General features: G+C 61.2%; 13 protein-coding genes. 7 read left to right on the top strand and 6 right to left on the bottom strand.

The features are described from left to right. Positions 1-79: 79 nt before the first annotated feature. Positions 80-3835, top strand: a complete 3756-nt coding sequence (gene metH / locus JKL46_RS13000) for a methionine synthase (RefSeq protein ID WP_201833364.1) — start codon at positions 80-82, stop codon at positions 3833-3835. A gap of 9 nt (positions 3836-3844) precedes the next feature. Here the strand turns inward: metH and JKL46_RS12995 are convergent, their stop codons facing one another. From JKL46_RS12995 to JKL46_RS12985, 3 genes are all read right to left on the bottom strand, one after another. Continuing rightward, positions 3845-5305 (bottom strand): lipopolysaccharide biosynthesis protein, encoded by a 1461-nt coding sequence (locus tag JKL46_RS12995; RefSeq protein WP_201833363.1) that lies wholly within the window; start codon positions 5303-5305, stop codon positions 3845-3847. A 52-nt stretch (positions 5306-5357) separates the two neighbouring features. Beyond that, positions 5358-6521 carry a glycosyltransferase gene (locus JKL46_RS12990; protein ID WP_201833362.1) on the bottom strand — a complete coding sequence of 388 codons (1164 nt, stop codon included), beginning with the start codon at positions 6519-6521 and terminating at the stop codon, positions 5358-5360. A gap of 160 nt (positions 6522-6681) precedes the next feature. Beyond that, positions 6682-7344 carry a class I SAM-dependent methyltransferase gene (locus tag JKL46_RS12985; protein WP_201833361.1) on the bottom strand — a complete coding sequence of 221 codons (663 nt, stop codon included), beginning with the start codon at positions 7342-7344 and terminating at the stop codon, positions 6682-6684. A 436-nt stretch (positions 7345-7780) separates the two neighbouring features. On the opposite strand from JKL46_RS12985, the gene JKL46_RS12980 reads away from it, so the two are divergent. After that, entirely contained in the window at positions 7781-8020 is a 240-nt protein-coding gene (locus JKL46_RS12980; protein WP_201833359.1) for a hypothetical protein, read from the top strand. 117 nt (positions 8021-8137) lie between these two features. Here JKL46_RS12980 and JKL46_RS12975 read toward each other — a convergent pair whose 3' ends face one another. Both JKL46_RS12975 and JKL46_RS12970 read right to left on the bottom strand, forming a co-directional pair. Beyond that, the gene (locus JKL46_RS12975) at positions 8138-9088 is read right to left on the bottom strand and encodes a glycosyltransferase (RefSeq protein ID WP_201833357.1); all 951 of its coding nucleotides are present in this window, start codon (positions 9086-9088) and stop codon (positions 8138-8140) included. A 5-nt stretch (positions 9089-9093) separates the two neighbouring features. Then, positions 9094-11715 (bottom strand): SGNH/GDSL hydrolase family protein, encoded by a 2622-nt coding sequence (locus JKL46_RS12970; RefSeq protein ID WP_201833355.1) that lies wholly within the window; start codon positions 11713-11715, stop codon positions 9094-9096. Between the two features lie 508 nt (positions 11716-12223). On the opposite strand from JKL46_RS12970, the gene JKL46_RS12965 reads away from it, so the two are divergent. The 5 genes from JKL46_RS12965 (at position 12224) to JKL46_RS12945 (ending at position 17522) form a co-directional block, all read left to right on the top strand. Next, positions 12224-12469 carry an acyl carrier protein gene (locus JKL46_RS12965; RefSeq protein WP_201833353.1) on the top strand — a complete coding sequence of 82 codons (246 nt, stop codon included), beginning with the start codon at positions 12224-12226 and terminating at the stop codon, positions 12467-12469. A gap of 86 nt (positions 12470-12555) precedes the next feature. Beyond that, entirely contained in the window at positions 12556-14106 is a 1551-nt protein-coding gene (locus JKL46_RS12960; RefSeq protein ID WP_201833352.1) for an amino acid adenylation domain-containing protein, read from the top strand. Positions 14107-14109: 3 nt separating this feature from the next. After that, positions 14110-15255, top strand: coding sequence for an acyl-CoA dehydrogenase family protein (locus JKL46_RS12955; RefSeq protein ID WP_201833351.1), 1146 nt, complete (start codon positions 14110-14112; stop codon positions 15253-15255). Between the two features lie 143 nt (positions 15256-15398). Further along, positions 15399-16331, top strand: a complete 933-nt coding sequence (locus tag JKL46_RS12950) for a hypothetical protein (protein WP_201833350.1) — start codon at positions 15399-15401, stop codon at positions 16329-16331. A 54-nt stretch (positions 16332-16385) separates the two neighbouring features. Further along, a complete protein-coding gene (locus JKL46_RS12945; RefSeq protein WP_201833349.1) occupies positions 16386-17522 on the top strand; it encodes a glycosyltransferase family 4 protein in 1137 nt (378 codons plus the stop codon). On the opposite strand, the gene JKL46_RS36570 is transcribed toward JKL46_RS12945, so the two are convergent. Then, positions 17503-18654 (bottom strand): glycosyltransferase, encoded by a 1152-nt coding sequence (locus tag JKL46_RS36570; protein WP_201833348.1) that lies wholly within the window; start codon positions 18652-18654, stop codon positions 17503-17505. The genes JKL46_RS12945 and JKL46_RS36570 overlap by 20 nt on opposite strands. Positions 18655-18658 lie beyond the last annotated feature (4 nt).

Raw genomic sequence — 18658 nt, 5'->3', positions numbered from 1 at the left:
CCGGGCATATCCGTGTTGGTTTCAAAAGTGCATCGCCGGTCGCAGCGACCTCGCGGCGATGAAAAAGAGAACAGATCGAATGACTGCGTATAATCCTCGCCCCGCCAACGGCGCCGATGTGATCAGGGCGCTCCGCGAAGCCGCCGCGAAGCGGATTCTCGTGCTCGACGGTGCCATGGGCACGGAGCTGCAGAACTCGCGCTTCTCGGAAGAGGATTTTCGCGGCGAGCGCTTCAAGGACTGGAAGCAGGATGTCAAAGGCAACAACGACCTGCTGATCCTCACGCAAGCAGATGCGGTGCGCAAAGTGCACCTCGATTACTTCCGCGCCGGCGCCGACATCGTCGAGACCAACACCTTCTCCGGCACCTCCATCGCTCAGGCCGATTACGGCATGGAGGAGATCGTCTACGACCTGAACTATGAGGGCTCGCGCCTCGCCCGCGAGGCGGCGCTGATTGCGCAAGATGAAGACGGCCGCCGCCGCTTCGTCGCCGGTGCCGTCGGGCCGACGAACCGCACGCTCTCGATCTCGCCGGACGTGAACAATCCGGGCTACCGCGCCGTGACCTTCGACCAGGTGCGCGACGCTTATGCCGAGCAGGTGAGGGGCCTGATCGACGGCGGTTCCGAGATCATCCTCATCGAGACGATCTTCGACACGCTCAACGCCAAGGCTGCCATCGTCGCCACGCACCAGGTCTTCGCCGAGAAGGGTGTGAAGCTGCCCATCATGATTTCGGGGACGATCACGGATCTCTCTGGCCGTACCCTCTCGGGCCAGACGCCTACCGCCTTCTGGCATTCGGTGCGCCATGCGGATCCGTTCTCCATCGGCCTCAACTGCGCGCTCGGCGCGCGCGAGATGCGCGCACATATCCAGGAGATCGGCAGGGTCGCCGATACGCTGGTCTGTGCCTATCCGAACGCGGGCCTGCCCAACGAGTTCGGCATGTATGACGAGCGCCCCGAAGCGACGGCGCGGATGCTCGCGGAATTCGCCGATGCGGGCCTCGTGAACGTGGTCGGCGGCTGCTGCGGCACGACGCCCGATCATATCCGGGCGATTGCGGAAGCGGTTGCGGACAAGGCCCCGCGTTCGGTGCCGAAGGTTCAGCCGCTCATGCGCCTGTCCGGTCTCGAACCCTTTAATCTTACCTCCGATATCACCTTCGTGAATGTGGGCGAGCGCACCAACGTGACCGGCTCCGCCAAGTTCCGCAAGCTCATCACCAACAACGATTATGCCGCTGCCCTCGACGTGGCGCGCGATCAGGTGGCGAACGGCGCGCAGATCATCGATATCAACATGGACGAGGGCCTGCTCGATTCCGAGAAGGCCATGGTGGAGTTCGTCAACCTGATTGCCGCCGAGCCCGATATCGCCCGCGTGCCGGTGATGGTGGATTCCTCCAAGTTCCACGTGATCGAGGCCGGCCTCAAATGCATCCAGGGCAAGGCCATCGTGAACTCGATCTCCATGAAGGAGGGCGTGGAGTCCTTCATCGAGCACGCGAGGATCTGCCGCTCCTACGGTGCTGCCGTGGTGGTCATGGCCTTCGACGAGCAGGGGCAGGCCGATACGCTGGAGCGCAAGGTCGAGATCTGCACACGCGCCTACAGGATCCTGACCGAAGAGGTCGGCTTTCCGCCGGAGGACATCATCTTCGATCCGAACGTGTTCGCGGTCGCTACGGGCATCGAGGAGCATAACGGCTACGGCGTCGCCTTCATCGAGGCGACCCGCATCATCCGCGAGACCCTGCCGCATGCGCATATCTCCGGCGGCGTATCGAATCTTTCGTTCTCGTTCCGCGGCAACGAGCCCGTGCGCGAGGCGATGCATTCCGTGTTCCTGTACCACGCCATCAAGGTCGGCATGGATATGGGCATCGTGAATGCGGGCCAGCTCGCGGTCTACGACGAGATCGATCCGGAGTTGCGCGAGCTTTGCGAGGACGTGGTGCTCAACCGTTGTGACGACGCCACCGAGCGCCTGCTGGAGGCCGCGCCCCGCTTCAAGGGCGATGGCGCGGGTGCGGTGAAGGCCGCCGATCTCGAATGGCGCTCCTGGACTGTCGGGAAGCGCATCGAGCACGCTCTCGTCAACGGCATCACCGAGTTCATCGAGCAGGACACGGAAGAAGCGCGCCAATCGGTCGAGCGTCCGCTGCACGTGATCGAAGGCCCGCTCATGGCCGGCATGAACGTGGTCGGCGATCTCTTCGGCGCTGGAAAAATGTTCCTGCCGCAGGTGGTGAAATCCGCCCGCGTGATGAAGCAGGCGGTCGCCTATCTCATGCCGTTCATGGAGGCGGAGAAGGAGGCCTCCGGCGTCACCGAGCGCTCGGCCGCCGGCAAGGTGCTGATGGCCACCGTGAAGGGCGATGTGCACGATATCGGCAAGAACATCGTCGGCGTGGTTCTCGCCTGCAACAACTACGAAGTCATCGATCTCGGCGTCATGGTGCCGGCCCAGAAGATCCTGGAGATCGCCCGCAAGGAGAACGTGGACGTGATCGGCCTCTCCGGCCTCATCACGCCGTCCCTGGACGAGATGGTGAATGTTGCGAGCGAGATGGAGCGCGAGGGCTTCGACATTCCGCTTCTCATCGGCGGTGCCACCACGAGCCGCGTGCACACGGCGGTGAAGATCCACCCGAACTATAACAAGGGCCAGGCCGTCTATGTGACCGATGCGAGCCGCGCGGTGGGCATCGTGTCCTCGCTGCTATCGTCCGAGATGAAGGACGGCTATGTGGAGACGCTGCGCTCGGAATACCGCAAGGTGGCCGATGCGCATGCGCGCTCCGAGGCCGACAAGCAGCGTCTCTCCATCGAGAAGGCGCGTACCAACAAGCTTTCCATCGACTGGCAGGCCCATCGGGCGCCAAAGCCGACCTTCACCGGCGCGCGCGTGTTCCGCAGCTACGATGTCGGCGAGCTCGTACCCTATATCGACTGGACGCCGTTCTTCCAGACCTGGGAGCTCAAGGGCCGCTTCCCGGCGATCCTCGATGACGAGAAGCAGGGCGAGGCCGCGCGCCAGCTCTGGGAGGATGCTCAAGGAATGCTCAAGCAGCTCGTCGAGGAGCGCTGGTTCAATCCGAAGGCGGTGATCGGTTTCTGGCCGGCGAACACAGTGGGCGACGACATCCGCCTCTACACGGGCGAGAGCCGCACGGAGAAGCTCGCGACCTTCCACGGCCTGCGCCAGCAGCTCTCAAAACGCGATGGCAAGCCGAACATCTGCCTGTCCGATTTCGTCGCTCCCGCCGAGAGTGGGACGCCCGATTGGGTCGGCGCGTTCGTGGTCACCTCGGGCATCGAAGAGGTGCGCATCGCGGAGCGCTTCGAGCGCGCCAACGATGATTACCGTTCGATCATGGTGAAGGCCCTGGCCGACCGTATCGCAGAAGCCTTCGCCGAGCGCATGCACGAGCGCGTCCGCAGGGAGTTCTGGGGCTATGCCGCAGACGAGAACCTCACCAATGAGGGGCTGATTGCGGAAGAATACCATGGCATCCGCCCGGCTCCCGGCTATCCCGCGCAGCCCGATCACACGGAGAAGGCGACGCTGTTCAGCCTGCTTAACGCCGAGCGCAGCATCGGCGTGACGCTCACCGAGTCCTACGCCATGTGGCCGGGCTCCTCTGTGTCGGGCCTCTACCTGTCGCATCCGGCAGCCTATTATTTCGGCGTCGCCAAGGTCGAGCGCGATCAGGTGGAGGATTACGCGGCGCGCAAGGACATGAGCGTGGCGGAAGTCGAGCGCTGGCTCGCCCCGATCCTCAACTACGATCCGGCAAGCTACCGCGTGATGGCGGCGGAGTGATTGCTCGACTCAGGGCGTCCGGCGCAGCCCGACGCCCTGGCGGGCCACCTTCAGCGCGTCGATGATCAGCCGTCGCTTGGATTTGAACAGCATCAAGACGGCAGTGTTGACCGCGTAGGTGAGGAGGAGCGCTCCGCACAATTCGACCGGCGAGGGGGTGTGGAGCGCTGCCTTGATCGGAGCCAACGCAGCCGCGCTCACGAGGAGTGAGCAGGCATGAGGGCCGACGATTCTGTAGATGTCGCCAACCCTGATGAAGCCGGCCCGGCCGGTCATATACCAGGTAAAGGGAAGCCTTAACACGTAGTCGCTGACCACGTAGGAGATCGCAACGCCAAGAGGCCCCCAAGGCAATCCGACGGCAAACGAGGCTATCGTCGAGGTCGAGCCCACAAGACCGACGATGCTGAGGTCCCGCATCCGCCCTTGGCTGATGAACAGCCAGCCCATTGTCGAGGTGAACAGCTGGTGGAGCCCTGCAAATCCCAGCCAAGCGAATATCGGCGCGGCTTCCGCCCATTTGCTTCCGAGGAGCAGGGCGACGGTTGCGTCGGAGAACATCACCGCGCACAGCACGCCCGGCTGCACCGCAAGCATCAGAAGGCTCACGCCGCCGGTATAGGTGTGGCGGTACTCCTCCGGTTCGTCCTGCAGCCTCGAAAGAATTGGCGTCATGATGCGGCTCAACGGCCACGTCGCCTGTGTGAGCGGCAGCAGCATCAGCTTGTAGGCCCGATCGTAGAAGCCGAGCGCGACCGCGCCGTGAGCTTTGGCAATCATCAGGTTGTCCGCGCTGCGCGCGAGGAAGTTCAAGACGTTGAACGTCGACAGGCCGGCGCCGAAGCCGAGCATCTGCCGCGCCGCCTCGTCCCAGACCGGTCTTCCCGGTAACCACCGGGCCGCATGGGCCGAGACGATCAGATTCAACACCCGCGCACATGCGAGCGGCACCAACAAAGCCCAGTAGCTGCGTGTGTACCACGCGACGGCGACTCCGAGGGCCGCTCCGATGACGATGCCGAGAATGTCGATAGCGGCGAGAAGCTTGAAACGAAGGCCTCGCGTGAGCAGCGCCATGGGCTGCTCGGCAATGACGGAAACCACGGTGAGCATCGCGGCAACCCAGATGACGGCCGTCAGGCGCGGCTCCTGGAAGTAGCGTGCCAATACGGGCGCCAAAACGGCCAGGCCGGCGGCGAGCGTGAGGCTGAGAAACAGGGACAGCCAGAACAGCGTGTTCGTCTGTCCTTTCGTGATCGTCTTGCGTTGAATGATCGCCTGGGTCAGGCCCAGATTTTGAATCATGGTCACGAAACCGATGATCGGCGCCGAGGTTGCGATCAGGCCAAAATCAGCCGGTTGCAGCAGCCGGCCGAGGATCGGCGCGGTCAGAAACGTCACCACCAATCGGCAGGCCTGAGCCGCACCCATGAACACAACCGCTCTCGCCGCCGATACGTCCTTAGTCATGGGGCGACCTGTGACGAGACGGCGGATCGCTCGTCCATTTCTGCGCTGGCGTTCATGAGGACCTCAGATCGAAAGCCGAGAGGCTTGCGTCGATCACGGCGCGATATTCCATCAGGCTGCGGTCGTGGGAGAAGTCGCCGGCGCGCTTCCGTGCCACGGCCGCGAAATGCTGGCGATTGCCAGGCTCGCTCATCGCCTGAAGCGCGGCACTCATGGCGCTTTCGTCGTCGGGCGGAACAAGAATGCCAAACTTGGCCCTCGTCAGTTCCGTGACTTTGCGCGTCTCCGTTCCACCCTGGAGGATCTCGGAGGGACCGGACTCGCAATCCGTCGAAACGACAGGCAGCCCGATACACATGGCCTCGATCATCGCATTCGGAAAGCCCTCCGCGTTGGACGGCGACACATAGAATTTCGCCCGCGCAGCAATCGCGTGCGGATTCTCCGTGAATCCCAGCAGGCGGACCTTGCCGGACATGCCGAGTTCGGACGCGAGCGCATCAAGGCGGGACCGTTCCGGGCCGTCTCCGAGGATCACGAGCGAGCTGGGGATATTCGCAGCCGCATAGGCACGCAGGAGCATCGGAAAATTCTTGTTCGGCACGAGGCGCCCGACCGCCACGATGAAGTCATCGGGCAGGTCCACCGCAGGAGTCGCCAGAGCAGCGCGTCTGATCCCCTCCATGTCGACCGGGTTGTGGATCGTCACGACCTGTGCGTCCCCCACTCCATAATGGTCGACGAGGTCGTCCTTGATGCCGTGGGAAACGGCGATGATGCGATCCGCATAGGGATAGAGGCGCCGGATCATCGCTTTCTTCAATCGGCGGCCCCGGTCGGAGGAAAGATGGCTCGTGGTATGGACGCGTTCGCTGACCACGCATGGCACTCCCACCAGCCGTGAGCAGGCAATCGCAGCGCAGTTCGATCGCGTCAAAAAGCTCACGATGACATCGGGGCGTTCCGTACGAAGCAACCGGCGAAGGCTGATCACGCTCCGGAGCAGGCTGCCACCTGCATTCAGTCGAATACGGGTCACGCGCCCCGTGAGGGCATAGCTGTCGCGTGTGCGATCAAGGGTCGCCAGGGTGATCTTCCAGTGTTTCTCCGATTCCGCCAATCCACCGGCCACGATACACATCATCCGCTCCGCCCCGCCGCCCTCAAGGGAATTTATGACGAAAAGGATCCTGCGGGCGCGAGCGTCGTCGTTCATGAGAGGGCATCTCCACCCTGTCGGATATGGCCAAGCTTCCTCCACGAGGAATGATAGCACAGGCTTGTGAGCCCGCCTGTCCGATAGCGCGCGCAAGGCCGGTTCGGCGAGCGCTAATTTAGCGGCACTGACAGCCAAGCCGGTCGTCCGCCGTCGCAGGCTATCCGCGGCGCAGGCTGAAACTCATGTGACCATCTGGAGCAAGCGAGAGCGCATCGAAAACCCAGTGCCTGGCAAGACAGAACTCGTGGACGGCTTGGATGACGCCGTAGGGAATCCCGGTCACGGCGTTGCCTTCGCAATAATCGTGCCCGGCAATTCGTCCATCGGGCTTCATGAGCGGCTCGCATAGCGCAAGCTCTTCCGCCGTGAGCGCGTAGGCATGCGTCGTATCGATGTAAGCCATGTCCAGGGAAGCGGGGGCGAAGGTCCTCAGGGCATCCGTCGAAAAACCCCTGCGTATTTGGACACGCCCCGATGTGATGTCCGCGGCAAATCGTGCGGACACGTGTTCGAAGCCGGGCGCGAATCGCGATGTATGCCAGGCATCCACCAGATAGAGGCGCTCCGGCTTTGCCAAGCGCAGGATGGCGTCTGAGAAGTCGCCATTGGCAACACCGATCTCCGCGATCGTGCCGCCCTCGGGGATCGTCGGGAGCCAGGCTTCACGACTGGGAAACAGGCGGCATTCGCGCACATGTTCGCTCGCAAGTTCCGGTGCCCGTACGGGAAGTCTCGATGAATTTGCAGGCGGTGTCAGTCTGACGATCTTGAACCCGAGGCGGCGAAGCGGTGCGTGAACGGTCTTCGTGAATACATTCATGGCGCCACCAATCGAGCTCCGCTGACCTGACCGGAATGCATCTAGGACAGCATGCGAGAAAGTGCACCTCGCGTGATTTCTCCGGCGTCGGCAGTGAACAAGGCTTGCAGGAGCGGATAAACGTTCTAGTTTCGGTCGTGGAAGTCCATCATCGCCAACGAATCCCGAATTACCTGTCCTTCGGCGAAGCGGTGCGAGGCCGCTAAACTAGCGGGGACAAGTCCTGCTTGAATAATTGCACTGCCTGCATGCGCAGGGTATTGCCGTTCATCGGATCAGCGGGCGACGAGTTCGACTGCCTCGCCTTTTATGCATGATCGCGATGCGGCCAGTCGGTGAGGACAGTTCCGGCCACGGCTGACTGACCGACATTTTCCGTTCGCAACAGGATCCTGGCAGCGTGTTTGCGTCCGCTTCTCTTTTGGAGGACGACACCATGACGACACATGCGTTCAAGATTGGCCAACATGTCCAGGCAAAGGAGGCACGTGTTTGCAGCATGCCTCACGGCATCTTCAGCATCGTCAGTCTGCTTCCGTCGGCCGCCGATGGCGTTCCGCTCTATCACATCAGGCGCATTCCCGATGGCGATGAAAGAATCGTGCGCCAGTATGAGATAGAGATGGCGGGAAGCGGCTTGGATGGCGAACCCGAACGGGACGGCAGACCGCATTGAACCTCGAGATTGCCGCTCTGCGCAGCTAGAGCATTTTCCAGCGAAGTGGTCCTGTTCGCCGTCAAAAAATGCGGCAAATCAAAGAAGAGAGGTGCTTCCACGCGAGTGGAGACAGCTTTAGCGTTCGGGCTCCCCACCGCAAGAGAGGCGGATCGTCTCTCTGATCTCGGCCGCCGTTATGGCACGCTGTACCTTGAGCAGCCCGGTCGCGAGTTTCTTTTCCTCAGATCCTGCTTTGCGCAGATCGCGGTAGCGTGACCATCCGCGTCTGAGAACATGTCTTAGAAGGCGCAGCGGCTTCAGGCCGCTCGGAGTGCGACTCCACGCGCCGCCTATCGTGCGACGGTGCTTCCGCAGGAGTTCCTCAAGCGTGGACCGCGTAGGATGTCGCACAACTGCCTTCGGCGCATAGATCAGGCTATAGCCGGCCGCTTTGACGCGCCTTGAAAGATCGCCATCGGCGCCGGAACGCAGCGAGGCGTCAAAGCCGCCCAGCTCGGTGAGGATGTCGCGGGTCGTCAGCCAATTGGCCGTCACGAATGAATCCCCGCTGCCGTTGACCATGCCGAGATAGCTGAAGCGCATCTCGTAAAGCGAGACAGCGCCCTGATCGGCCGGAAAGAGCGCTACGGGACCGGAGACCACGCCGGCATGCCTATGCGCGTCCCAGGCTTCGACTGACGCCTCGAGCCATTCCGGCAGCGGTTGGCAATCCGCGTCCGTAAAGGCGATCAGCTCACTCTGCGAAAGGAGGAGGCCGGCATTGCGCGCATGGTAAGATCCGGGTTGCCGACATCCGATTCCACGCACCCGCAACCCTGACGACGCGAATTCGGCAATGACGGCGCCAATTGCCTCACCGACATTGCCGTCTTCCGCGGGCTCGTTGTCGACAACCAGGATCTGGAAGTCGCGGTAGGTTTGCTGGACAAGGCATGCGAGGCACTGCCGCAGGTCCGCTGCCATCCGATAAACCGGGATGATCACGGAAAGGCGCGCGGCGCGCGCATCGTCTGCCGGGCCCGTCCCGACCGGGCCGGCTGCCACCGTCACTGCTGCTTCCGTCACCCCATCTATTTCGAACCTTGTGACCCCGCTCGATCGTCCGGCGGCTTCGTGGGAACCAAATCCTGCTGAACCAGAAGTGCGTACAGGCGATCCGCGAGCAACCGATGCCCCTCCGCGTTGCTATGATTGTCCCACGGTGCGACCCAGAGCGATTGCCGGTCGCGGACTTTCGCGAACGCCCCTTGAAGATCGAGTACAGGAAGTCCAGCCGTGCGACCGATACTCGCCAGGCGGTCGAACTCCGGCCTCCGCGCTCGCCCATCCTTCGGAATTTCAAGCAGAACGAGCGCCGGACTGGCGTCGTGCGCCAGCGCTTCCTCACGGAAGCGGCGCAGCAAAGCTGCCAGGGCATCCTCTGCAAAGGGAGCCAGCTTTCGTGCGAGCGCCTCGTCATCAGGAAGAGCCGCGGAATTCAATCCTGCGCGCTCGATTGCGTCCGCGACATAAGGAAACTGATCGAGAAGGGCATTGCGCGCAAGCTTCGATGCGGACTTGAACATCCACAGAAACTCTGTCGTGTTCGCAACATACAGGACGGCATCCGGGCGGTAGGGGAACATTCGCTCCTCGATGACGGCGAGCTTCTGGGTCGGGCCGTATCCTTTGTAGGAGAAGTTCATGATCTCGAACTTCTTTCCGGTGACCGGACCGAGCTCCTTGTTCAACCGGTCTTCGACAACGTTCTCGTATGTCTGGTCGCCGCTCACGCCCCACCCCATGTCATGCGACGACCCGACGAGACCGATCCTGAAAGTTCCGGAATCGTGAGCACGCGGGTACTCGCGGTCTCGCAGGCCGAAGCTGTTAATCGCAAAGACCGTGCCGGTCGCGGGCGTTGTAGTCGAAGGAATGAACTGCACCTCGACGGCATCCTTCGTTTCCTTTGTCGGGATCGTTCCCTTCCAATCTGCCGGCGCAACACCGAACATCATACCCAGCTCGTTGTTGAATCGACCCGCATCGCCGAGATCCTCGTAATATCCACGCACCATTTTCATCTCGTCGGCTGCATTCAGCTGGTTGCGGTCACGCAGATCGGTGATCAGATTAGCCAGGGCCGGCGACACCGGCTGGATCAGGGAGGGATACAGCGCCAGGCCGATGAGGAGACAGGCTGTCAGTGTTACGGCGCCTGCTTGAACCATGAATGTCCTGTCATCCGTGCGCGTTCCCGCCGTCTCCCGCTTCCTGTTCCGGAACAGGGCGCCCAGGATGCCCACCGCCGCCGGGATGCCAAAAAGGACCAGCAGGTCCTTCGGGCCAGAGTTGAGAATGGCACGCCAGAGATTCGTAAGCTCCGCCACATTGGGCGTGCTCCAGATGGTCCACAACACGCAGATCGCGACAAATGTGGCCGCAATCTTCGCAGCGAGCACGGCATCGTCGCGGAACGTCCGCACGGGCTTCACAAGGGTTCTCTGGCGTCCCTTGCGAGTCTCCAGAAGGACGTTCACCAAGACGACTACTCCCAGTCCAAACCAGAACACGATGTCGGACCAAACGATCGGAAAGTCGCCTCTGATCCAGAACCACTGGTAGGAGTGAAGCAGCCACGTTGCCGCAAAGGCAATCAAGGTTGCGGTTGCGACTGCGAATGTCTCCCCGTGCTTGCGAAGCCGGAAGTACGCGGGGTTGAAGATGATCTTCTGGATGAAGTCCTTCCAGTAGATGTTGATTCGGCGCCAGAAGTCGGTGAAGCTCGACGAAAAAAGATAGAAGTGGTGCGTTTCTGCGAGGCCGAATCCATACAAGTGAAGGAGGCCTACGATGATGTGGAACAGGCCGGAAATTTTTAGGTACAGGAGGAACGTCGAGACCATGTACCTCGCCGCGTCGGTGCCGTTCAGGACGCTTCCTGGCTCGACCACCGCCAGGAAATATACAGCCTTGTACAGGAGCAGGTGGATCAACCCTCGCAGGATCCATTTCACGCCCGTTTGGTAGAGCTGCAGGGGATCCGCATTGTAGAAACTACGCTGGAAGGTCTTGTAGTCGACCACTGGAAAAAGCGGCATGCACACGCTCGGCAGCATGAAGAAATAGGCAGCGGCGCGGATGGCGCTGAAGGGTGCAGCTTCGTGCTTGAGATCGTAAAGGTAGACGATCAGCCGAAACATGAACATCGATCCCAGGATCGGCCAGATCGTCGGTGGGATCGCCGCGAGTAACGGCAGAACCTGCTTGCGTGCGAGAGCGAGTGCAAGTGCCAAGGCGACGATCAGCGCCACGCGGACGTGAAACGCGACGGGGATGTGGCAGAGGGCGATCAGAAGTCCCCCTAAGGCGAGCAGCCACATGCCAGCCTGCCATCCAAACACGAGTGGCACCGTTGCCATTGACAGGGCCGCGAAAAATGCAATGCGCCAGGATGCCGGCAGGAAGTGATGGACAAGAAATCCGGCGAGAGCCAGTGTCAGCACGGATTCGAATGCTGGGCTCTCGATATTGAGGAGCCTGACCGCGACCGCGACCAGCGCGAGTTCAAAGACGATGATCCCGAGCCTCAGAAGGCGACTGACTGTCAGATCGCTTCGCACCTGCTCCCAATAGGCCCCGACGCTGTCCCATCTGGAGCGGGACTTCCCGACGAGAATCTCGTCGGCCTCGCGTGATTGTGCCGAGCGCACTGATGTGACTGGAGCCTCCACCGCTGTGGCCTCCGTTATTGTCGATCCCGAATGTCAGGTTCTCGTGGACGGCAGATAGAGCATCGATCCCAAAAGTGGACCCCGGTTTGGGACCGGCCCGATGCCCGAACCCTGAGCGTCGCACCGTCCCGCGTGTCCAAGTGTTGCGCGAAGAGCTTGCCGTGCTGATCTTTGATCGCGGGCCGGTGGAGGTCCAGTACATGCCGGGTGCTAAATTAGATGTTCTCTGGCTGAATAATTGAATCTTGGCAGATCGGCCATCGTCCATGCGCGAAAGCGACCGGCACTGCGAGTATATCGATTTGCAGAGACTGTCGTCATGCGCACCGATGCAGTGCGAGCCGCTCGCGCGTCTAGTCCAAGTCGTTCTCCGGTTCCTGGGTGCCACTGGTTTTTGAAAGAGAGCTATCTAGAATTGGAAATCGTGTAGATCATTTGACGCTGCAGGCCAGCTGGAGCAGCCTTCATGACAGATCAGAGCGCCACGATGGCCGTCGTCAAGGCCTATATCCTTGAGGAATTCCTTCCGGGGGAGGACCCGGCGCTGCTCACACCCACCACACCAATGGTATCGACAGGTATCCTTGATTCCTTGGCGATGCTGAAGCTGGTTGCCTTTCTCGAGCGCGAATTCGACATTCCAATCAAAGCCCATGAAGCCGATGAGGAGCACCTGAATACGCTCGAGGCGATTTGCGAGCTCGTTGCCTCGAAGCGTTCACTCGTCCGCTAAGCGCATCGTGCGGACCCAGAGGGCCGCGGCAGCGAAAAGCTGACCCGGTTTTTCGCACCAAACGAGTTCGCTGGAGGATCTATCGGATGAAACTCCATCAATATCTTCTCGATGCTGCGCATGACTGGCCTGAAAGGGTCGCGATTCAGGAACTTGACGGCAGCTTCGTGACATATGGGGAACTTGATGCACGGTCCGACCGGTTGGGCGATCGCTTGATCAGCCTCGGCGTTCGGCCCGGCGATCGCGTCGGCTTCTGGCTTCACAAATCGATTGATTCCGTCGTCACATTGTTCGCGATCCTGAAGGCAGGTGCTGCCTATGTGCCGATCGATCCAACCGGTCCGGCGGCACGCAACAATTACATCCTCGCCGACTGCAAGGTGGCAGCCATCGTGTTGGAGAAACGCTTCGAGCCGGTGCTCGAAGCGCACGACGCGGAAGGCTGGCATCCCACCATTCTCGCGGTCGATGAGGCGGGTGACGCCAGCCAGGCGCACGCCGCACTGGCCCGGAATTTCAAGGCAGGGGCGTCCCTTGCCGCGTCTGCCGAGGGAACGGATGATCTGGCGTTCATCCTTTACACGTCCGGCTCCACGGGCAGGCCGAAGGGTGTTCAGCTCACTCATGGAAATGCCATCAGTTTCGTCGAGTGGTGCGCAAAAACCTTCTCGCTGACGTCATCGGATCGGTTCTCCTCCCATGCTCCATTCCATTTCGATCTGTCTGTCTTTGACATCTTCAGCTCAGTGAAGCACGGCGGAACCCTCGTCATCATTGGCGAGGAGGTTGGAAAGCAGCCTTACGAGCTCGCAGAGTTGATTGCGGATCAGAAGATCACTGTGTGGTACTCGGCTCCATCGAGTCTGAGCCTTATGGCCCAGTTCGGGAAGCTCGATTCGCGCGATTATTCGTCGCTGCGGCTGGTTCTGTTTGCCGGTGAGGTCTTTCCCATAAACCACCTCAAGCTCCTGACAACGTATTGGCCGCATCCGCGATATTTCAATTTGTACGGTCCGACCGAAACCAATGTGTGCACATCCTACGAGGTCCGGACGCCCATCCCAGCCGAGCAGATGGAACCGGTGCCCATCGGAAAAGTCTGCTCGCACCTCGAAGGAATTCTCCTTCAGGCCGATGGAGCCGAAGCGGGGAAGGGCGAAGAGGGCGAGCTGTGCATATGCGGGCCGGCGGTGACAAGAGGCTACTGGAACCTGCCCGAGCAGTCACAGCGCTCCTTCGTCGAGATGCGCGGCAAGAACTACTACCGGACCGGCGACATCGTTCGGGAGGAAGCGGATGGCAATCTTCGCTACCTCGGTCGAAAGGACAGGATGATCAAGAAGCGCGGATTCCGTGTCGAACTGGGTGAAATCGAGGTCTGCCTCTACCGTCATCCAAGCATTCGCGAAGCCGCCGTGGTTGCACTGGCGGACGACGCCGTCGGAATGAGGGTTCATGCCCACGTCGTGTCCAAGGAAGGGAAGGCACTGTCGTTGATCGACATGAAGACATTCTGCTCAGAGCACATTCCGATCTACATGATTCCGGACCGGTTCAGCTTCCATTCCTCGCTTCCCAAGACCTCGACCGACAAGATCGACTATCAGACGCTGAGAATCTGGAGCGGGAGCTGAGCCGTGGACTTTGCCTGGTCCGACGAACAGATGCAGATGCGGGAAGCCGTCAAGAGCTTTGCCGGCGACGAGCTGAATGCGGACCTTCGCGCGCGGGACAAAAGGGGCGAGTTCAGCCGCGAGTGCTGGAACAAATGCGCCAGGTTCGGGATTCATGGGCTTCCCGTTCCGGCTGATTACGGCGGAATGGGTGCCGATCCTCTGACGACGGTGGGTGTGCTGGAGAGCCTGGGTTATGCCTGCAAGGACAATGGTCTCGTGTTCTCGATCAACGCTCATATGTGGACGGTCGAGGCCCCGCTGCTTGAATTCGGATCGGAGCAGCAGAAGCGAAAGTACCTGCCCGACCTGTGCAGTGGCGCCCTGATCGGCGGCAACGCGATGTCGGAACCGGGTTCGGGTTCGGACGCGTACAGTCTTCGAACGACGGCGGAACGGCGTGGCGATCGGTATGTGCTGAACGGCAGCAAGACCTTCGTCTCCAACGGCAATGTCGCCGACGTTGTCGTTGTATACGCCACGCTCGACCGGTCTGCCGGGGCGAATGGAATTTGCGGCTTTCTCGTCGAGAGGAAGTACCCTGGCTTTCAGGTCGGGCGCCCTCTCGAAAAGATGGGTCTTCGTACATCGCCGATGGCGGAACTGTTCTTCGATGATTGCGAGGTGCCCGTGGAAAATCGCCTGGGGCGTGAGGGAGGCGGCCAAAGTCTCTTCACGCATTCCATGAATTGGGAGCGCGCCTGCATTCTTTCCAATGCCGTTGGAGCGATGCAGCGGCTCCTCGACATGTCCATCCGCTACGCAAGGGAGCGCAAGCAATTCGGTCAATCGATCGGGAAGTTCCAACTGGTGAGCAGCAAGATCGTCGATATGAAGATGCGGGTCGACCAGGCCCAGGCGGCTCTGTATCGGACGGCTTGGCTTCAAACCAAGGGGCGGAACGTCTATCTCGAAGCGGCCCTGGCGAAGCTCACGATCAGCGAGAACTGGGTTCGGTGCGCGGAGGACGCCATCCAGATCCATGGCGGCTACGGTTACATGGTGGAATCGGAGGTCGAGCGCGAGTTGCGCGATGCGCTGGGCAGCCGGATATACTCGGGAACCTCGGAAATTCAGCGGGTCCTCGTCGCATCGCTGCTCGGCCTATAGAGGCCCGGTCATCCAGTTGACTCCGCGATTGGCCCCTCCAAATGCTCACAAGCAAGGTCATAGGGTCGAACCTGTCGCGGTAGTCACCGCCTGCCTTCGACAATCCGCCGGGTTGCGGCGGTTACGATACGGAGGGATCAACCTTGGAAACCGCACCGGATCGCGCTCGGGAGCTGTCGCGGGCAACTGTCCGGGAGGAGCCTGGGCCCGCGCGCGATACGGCGACCTCGCGCCTTCTCAGGAAGGCGCAATGGCGTCTGGACCGCCTGGCATTGAACATCCGGTCCGGTGGTGCGCGCGCGGCGATGGTATGGCGGATCCGCGGCGCCGGTCGTCGACGGCACCCGCTTCCGGGAGAACTCGTTGTGTCCCTGACATCCTATCCCCCGCGCTTCGCCAGCCTTTTTCTGACGCTGCGATCGCTGCTATGCCAGACGGTCAAGCCGGACCGTATCGTTCTCTGGGTGTCCTACGGCGACGAGCCGGCAATCCCGGATGCCGTGCGCAGGCTCACCTCGTACGGCCTCGAGATCCGTACCACCAACGACATGAAGTCGTTCAAGAAAATCATTCCGGCTTTGAGAGCTTTTCCAGACGCCTTCATCGTGACGGCGGACGACGATGTCTATTACGGGCCGCGCTGGCTCGAAGACTTGGCGATGGCCTCTTCCGGTCGCAGCGGCGTGATCGTCTGTTATCAGGCACGTGAAATCCGGCTGGATGATCAGGGTCAATTGCAGCCCTACGACCGGTGGCCGTACCTGAGAGGGCCGAGGGAATCGACAGCGGCGTTTCCCGTCGGACGCGGAGGCATTCTTTATCCCCCAGGTGCGTTGTCATTCGAAGTCGCCGACGAAGCGACGTTCCTCGCGCTCTGCCCGCAAGCGGACGATGTCTGGCTGTACTGGATGGGGAGGCGCGCCGGAAGCACCTACAGAAAAATTCAGTCTTCGGGAGGCCTATGGGACTGGCCGGGCTCGCAGAGGACCGCGCTTTTCCGCAAGAATCTCCTGGCGAACATGAACGACCGTCAGATCGACGCGGTTGCACGGCGCTATGGATATCCTGATTTTTGAGCCTACCTGCCTACCTTGGCACATGTCGATGCACGGACCTTGTGAGGGGCAGTGATGCCTGAGACCAACGCGCCTTTTGGGCCAGTGCTCTTTCCATTCACAGGCTCGACCGTGGGCGGAAGTCACATCTCGACCTTCCACCTTGCGCGATCCCTGACGGAGGATCATGGCATCAAATGCATCGTCCTGGCGCCGCCGGCATCGAATGTCGCGCGCCAAGCCGAAGAAATGGACGTTCTCGTGCATTCGAGCGGCGATGCACCGGCAACCGCCCGCGATCCCCTCGCAGACATTGCGAGGCTGGCCCGTCGCATCCGGGCATTGAAGTCCTATGGGACCGGTACCATCGTTCACTGCAACGACATCTGGAGTCTGCAGTCATGGGGCATCGCGGGACGGATGATCGGGCTGCCGCTCGTCTACCACCACCGAGCGCTCTTGAAGATGCGGTGGTTCGACCGATCGCTCGTGCGTCAATCGCACGGCATCATCACCATATCGGATCCCTGCCGCCGCGACCTCCGGTTTCTGTCCGGCGATCGCGTCGCATCCGTTCTCAATCCTTTTCCGGATCCGATGCTCGAGCCTCCCAAAGGGTGGCGGACGGAGTTCCGTGCCCATGCCCCAGACGGAGCGGAGCCGATCCTCATAGGATTCATCGGCAATTTCCAGTTCAGGAAGCGGCCGGACTTTTTCCTCAAGGTCTGTGCGGACATCGCCGCACGGGAGCCCCGCGCCAAGTTCGTCATCTTCGGCCGCGAACGGGATTTCCGAAGCCGCGACCTGGAGGCATACGCCAGGGACCTCGGAATCGCCGACAGGCTCGTCATGGCGGGCTTCCGGACGCCGCCCGAGATGAACATCGCGACCCTGGACATCTTGCTCGCGCCGGCTTTTGGGGAGCCATTTGGCCGGACTCTCGTGGAGGCTGTGCTCCTCGGCGTTCCGTTCGTCGCGACAGACGATGCCGGTCACTCCGAGATCGTGGCCCGCTGGCACGGCGGTGTCCTGGTCGATCCTCAGGCGACGGTGAAAGACTTCGCCGATGCAGCCATGCGAATCCTCGCCGCGCCAGAGAAAGTCGTCCTGTCCCTCGATGCCCGTCGCAAGGTGGCCGACGAACTCTCTCCAAGAACGCATGCGGCCAAAATCATGGCGGTATACCGCAGCATCAACGAAGCCAGGGGATGAGCCGGTTCGAAGCGCCATCCCTCGGAGCCCGATGCAGGGCTTCATACACCGCGCTCGTCTCATCGCTGATTCTGTCCCAGTCGTAGTTGCGCAGGAAGGCGGTCGAAGGGACGCAATATGTCTGATGCGGCGCGAATAGCTTTGCTCGAAGGTCGTCCTCATCGCCGGATCTAAAGTAGCTTGCCTTCGGAAGGCCGAGATCAAGATTGGCCTGAATGTCGCTCAAAAGGACCGGGCACCCCGAGGCCGCGGCCTCCAGCGCGGCGATTGCCAAGCCTTCGTGCCGGGAAGCGAGGACGAACAATGCCGCGTTCGCTAGGAGCACACGAACATCGGGGGGCTCGAGGGCTCCCGTGAAGAGCACCCGCTGATCGGACTCGCGGTGCAGATAGTCAGCATACCGATCTTCCGACGAGCCTCCGACGATGACGAGTTTCGACGGGCGAGGAACGCCACGATATGCGTGGATGAGAGTCTCGACGCCTTTTTCCGGCACGAGCCGCCCGACGGTGATGAGGTAATCGCGAGGAGCCAGGCCATACCGTGACAAGATCGCCTGATCGGCGCCGTCGACAGCGTCGTCCTCCGTCACATGATTTGAGCCGTTGGGTATGAAAGAGATATGCGACGACCGAGACCGATGGCGCTGCTTTAGCTGATCAGCCGCCGATGGCGAGACTGAGATGATATGATCGGCAAAGCGAAGGGCACAAAACTCGCCGACGCGCAGAACCGCCTTGGCGAACGAATTCCAACGCGTTCTGTTGTAGTCTGCACCGTGATGGGTCACGAGAACCTTCATCCCCAGCATCCTCGCCAGCGGAGTGACCAGAGCCGGACCGATCGCATGGATATGGATGATCTCGGCATGAAGGCGAAACCTGGCGTAGAGGAGACCGATCAGCGCGCTCGAGATCGCCTCGAGGTATTTCCCCCTCGCATGAGCCAGTGCCACGATCCGCACGCCGTCGAATTCAGAGACGTCCCTGGGACAATATAATCTGCGGCCGATGATCGTGAACTGATCATCCGGCCGGCGCTTTTGCAGCCGCGGGATGAGTTGCTCGCAATGTGTCTCGACACCGCCGCTGACATTGGGGATGCCTCTAAGTCCGAGAACACAGATCTTCACGGCG

The sequence above is a fragment of the Microvirga zambiensis WSM3693 genome, assembly GCF_016735695.1.
In the GTDB taxonomy this organism is placed as follows: domain Bacteria; phylum Pseudomonadota; class Alphaproteobacteria; order Rhizobiales; family Beijerinckiaceae; genus Microvirga; species Microvirga zambiensis.
The sequence above is the reverse complement of the archived record's forward strand: the minus strand, read 5'-3'. Positions and strand labels throughout refer to the sequence as shown.

Excerpts from the sequence above, each read along its gene's own strand:
- metH (WP_201833364.1), top strand. The coding sequence starts at position 80 with ATGACTGCGTATAATCCTCGCCCCGCCAACGGCGCCGATGTGATCAGG.
- JKL46_RS12995 (WP_201833363.1), bottom strand. The coding sequence starts at position 5,305 with ATGACTAAGGACGTATCGGCGGCGAGAGCGGTTGTGTTCATGGGTGCG.
- JKL46_RS12990 (WP_201833362.1), bottom strand. The coding sequence starts at position 6,521 with ATGAACGACGACGCTCGCGCCCGCAGGATCCTTTTCGTCATAAATTCC.
- JKL46_RS12985 (WP_201833361.1), bottom strand. The coding sequence starts at position 7,344 with ATGAATGTATTCACGAAGACCGTTCACGCACCGCTTCGCCGCCTCGGG.
- JKL46_RS12980 (WP_201833359.1), top strand. The coding sequence starts at position 7,781 with ATGACGACACATGCGTTCAAGATTGGCCAACATGTCCAGGCAAAGGAG.
- JKL46_RS12965 (WP_201833353.1), top strand. The coding sequence starts at position 12,224 with ATGGCCGTCGTCAAGGCCTATATCCTTGAGGAATTCCTTCCGGGGGAG.
- JKL46_RS12960 (WP_201833352.1), top strand. The coding sequence starts at position 12,556 with ATGAAACTCCATCAATATCTTCTCGATGCTGCGCATGACTGGCCTGAA.
- JKL46_RS12945 (WP_201833349.1), top strand. The coding sequence starts at position 16,386 with ATGCCTGAGACCAACGCGCCTTTTGGGCCAGTGCTCTTTCCATTCACA.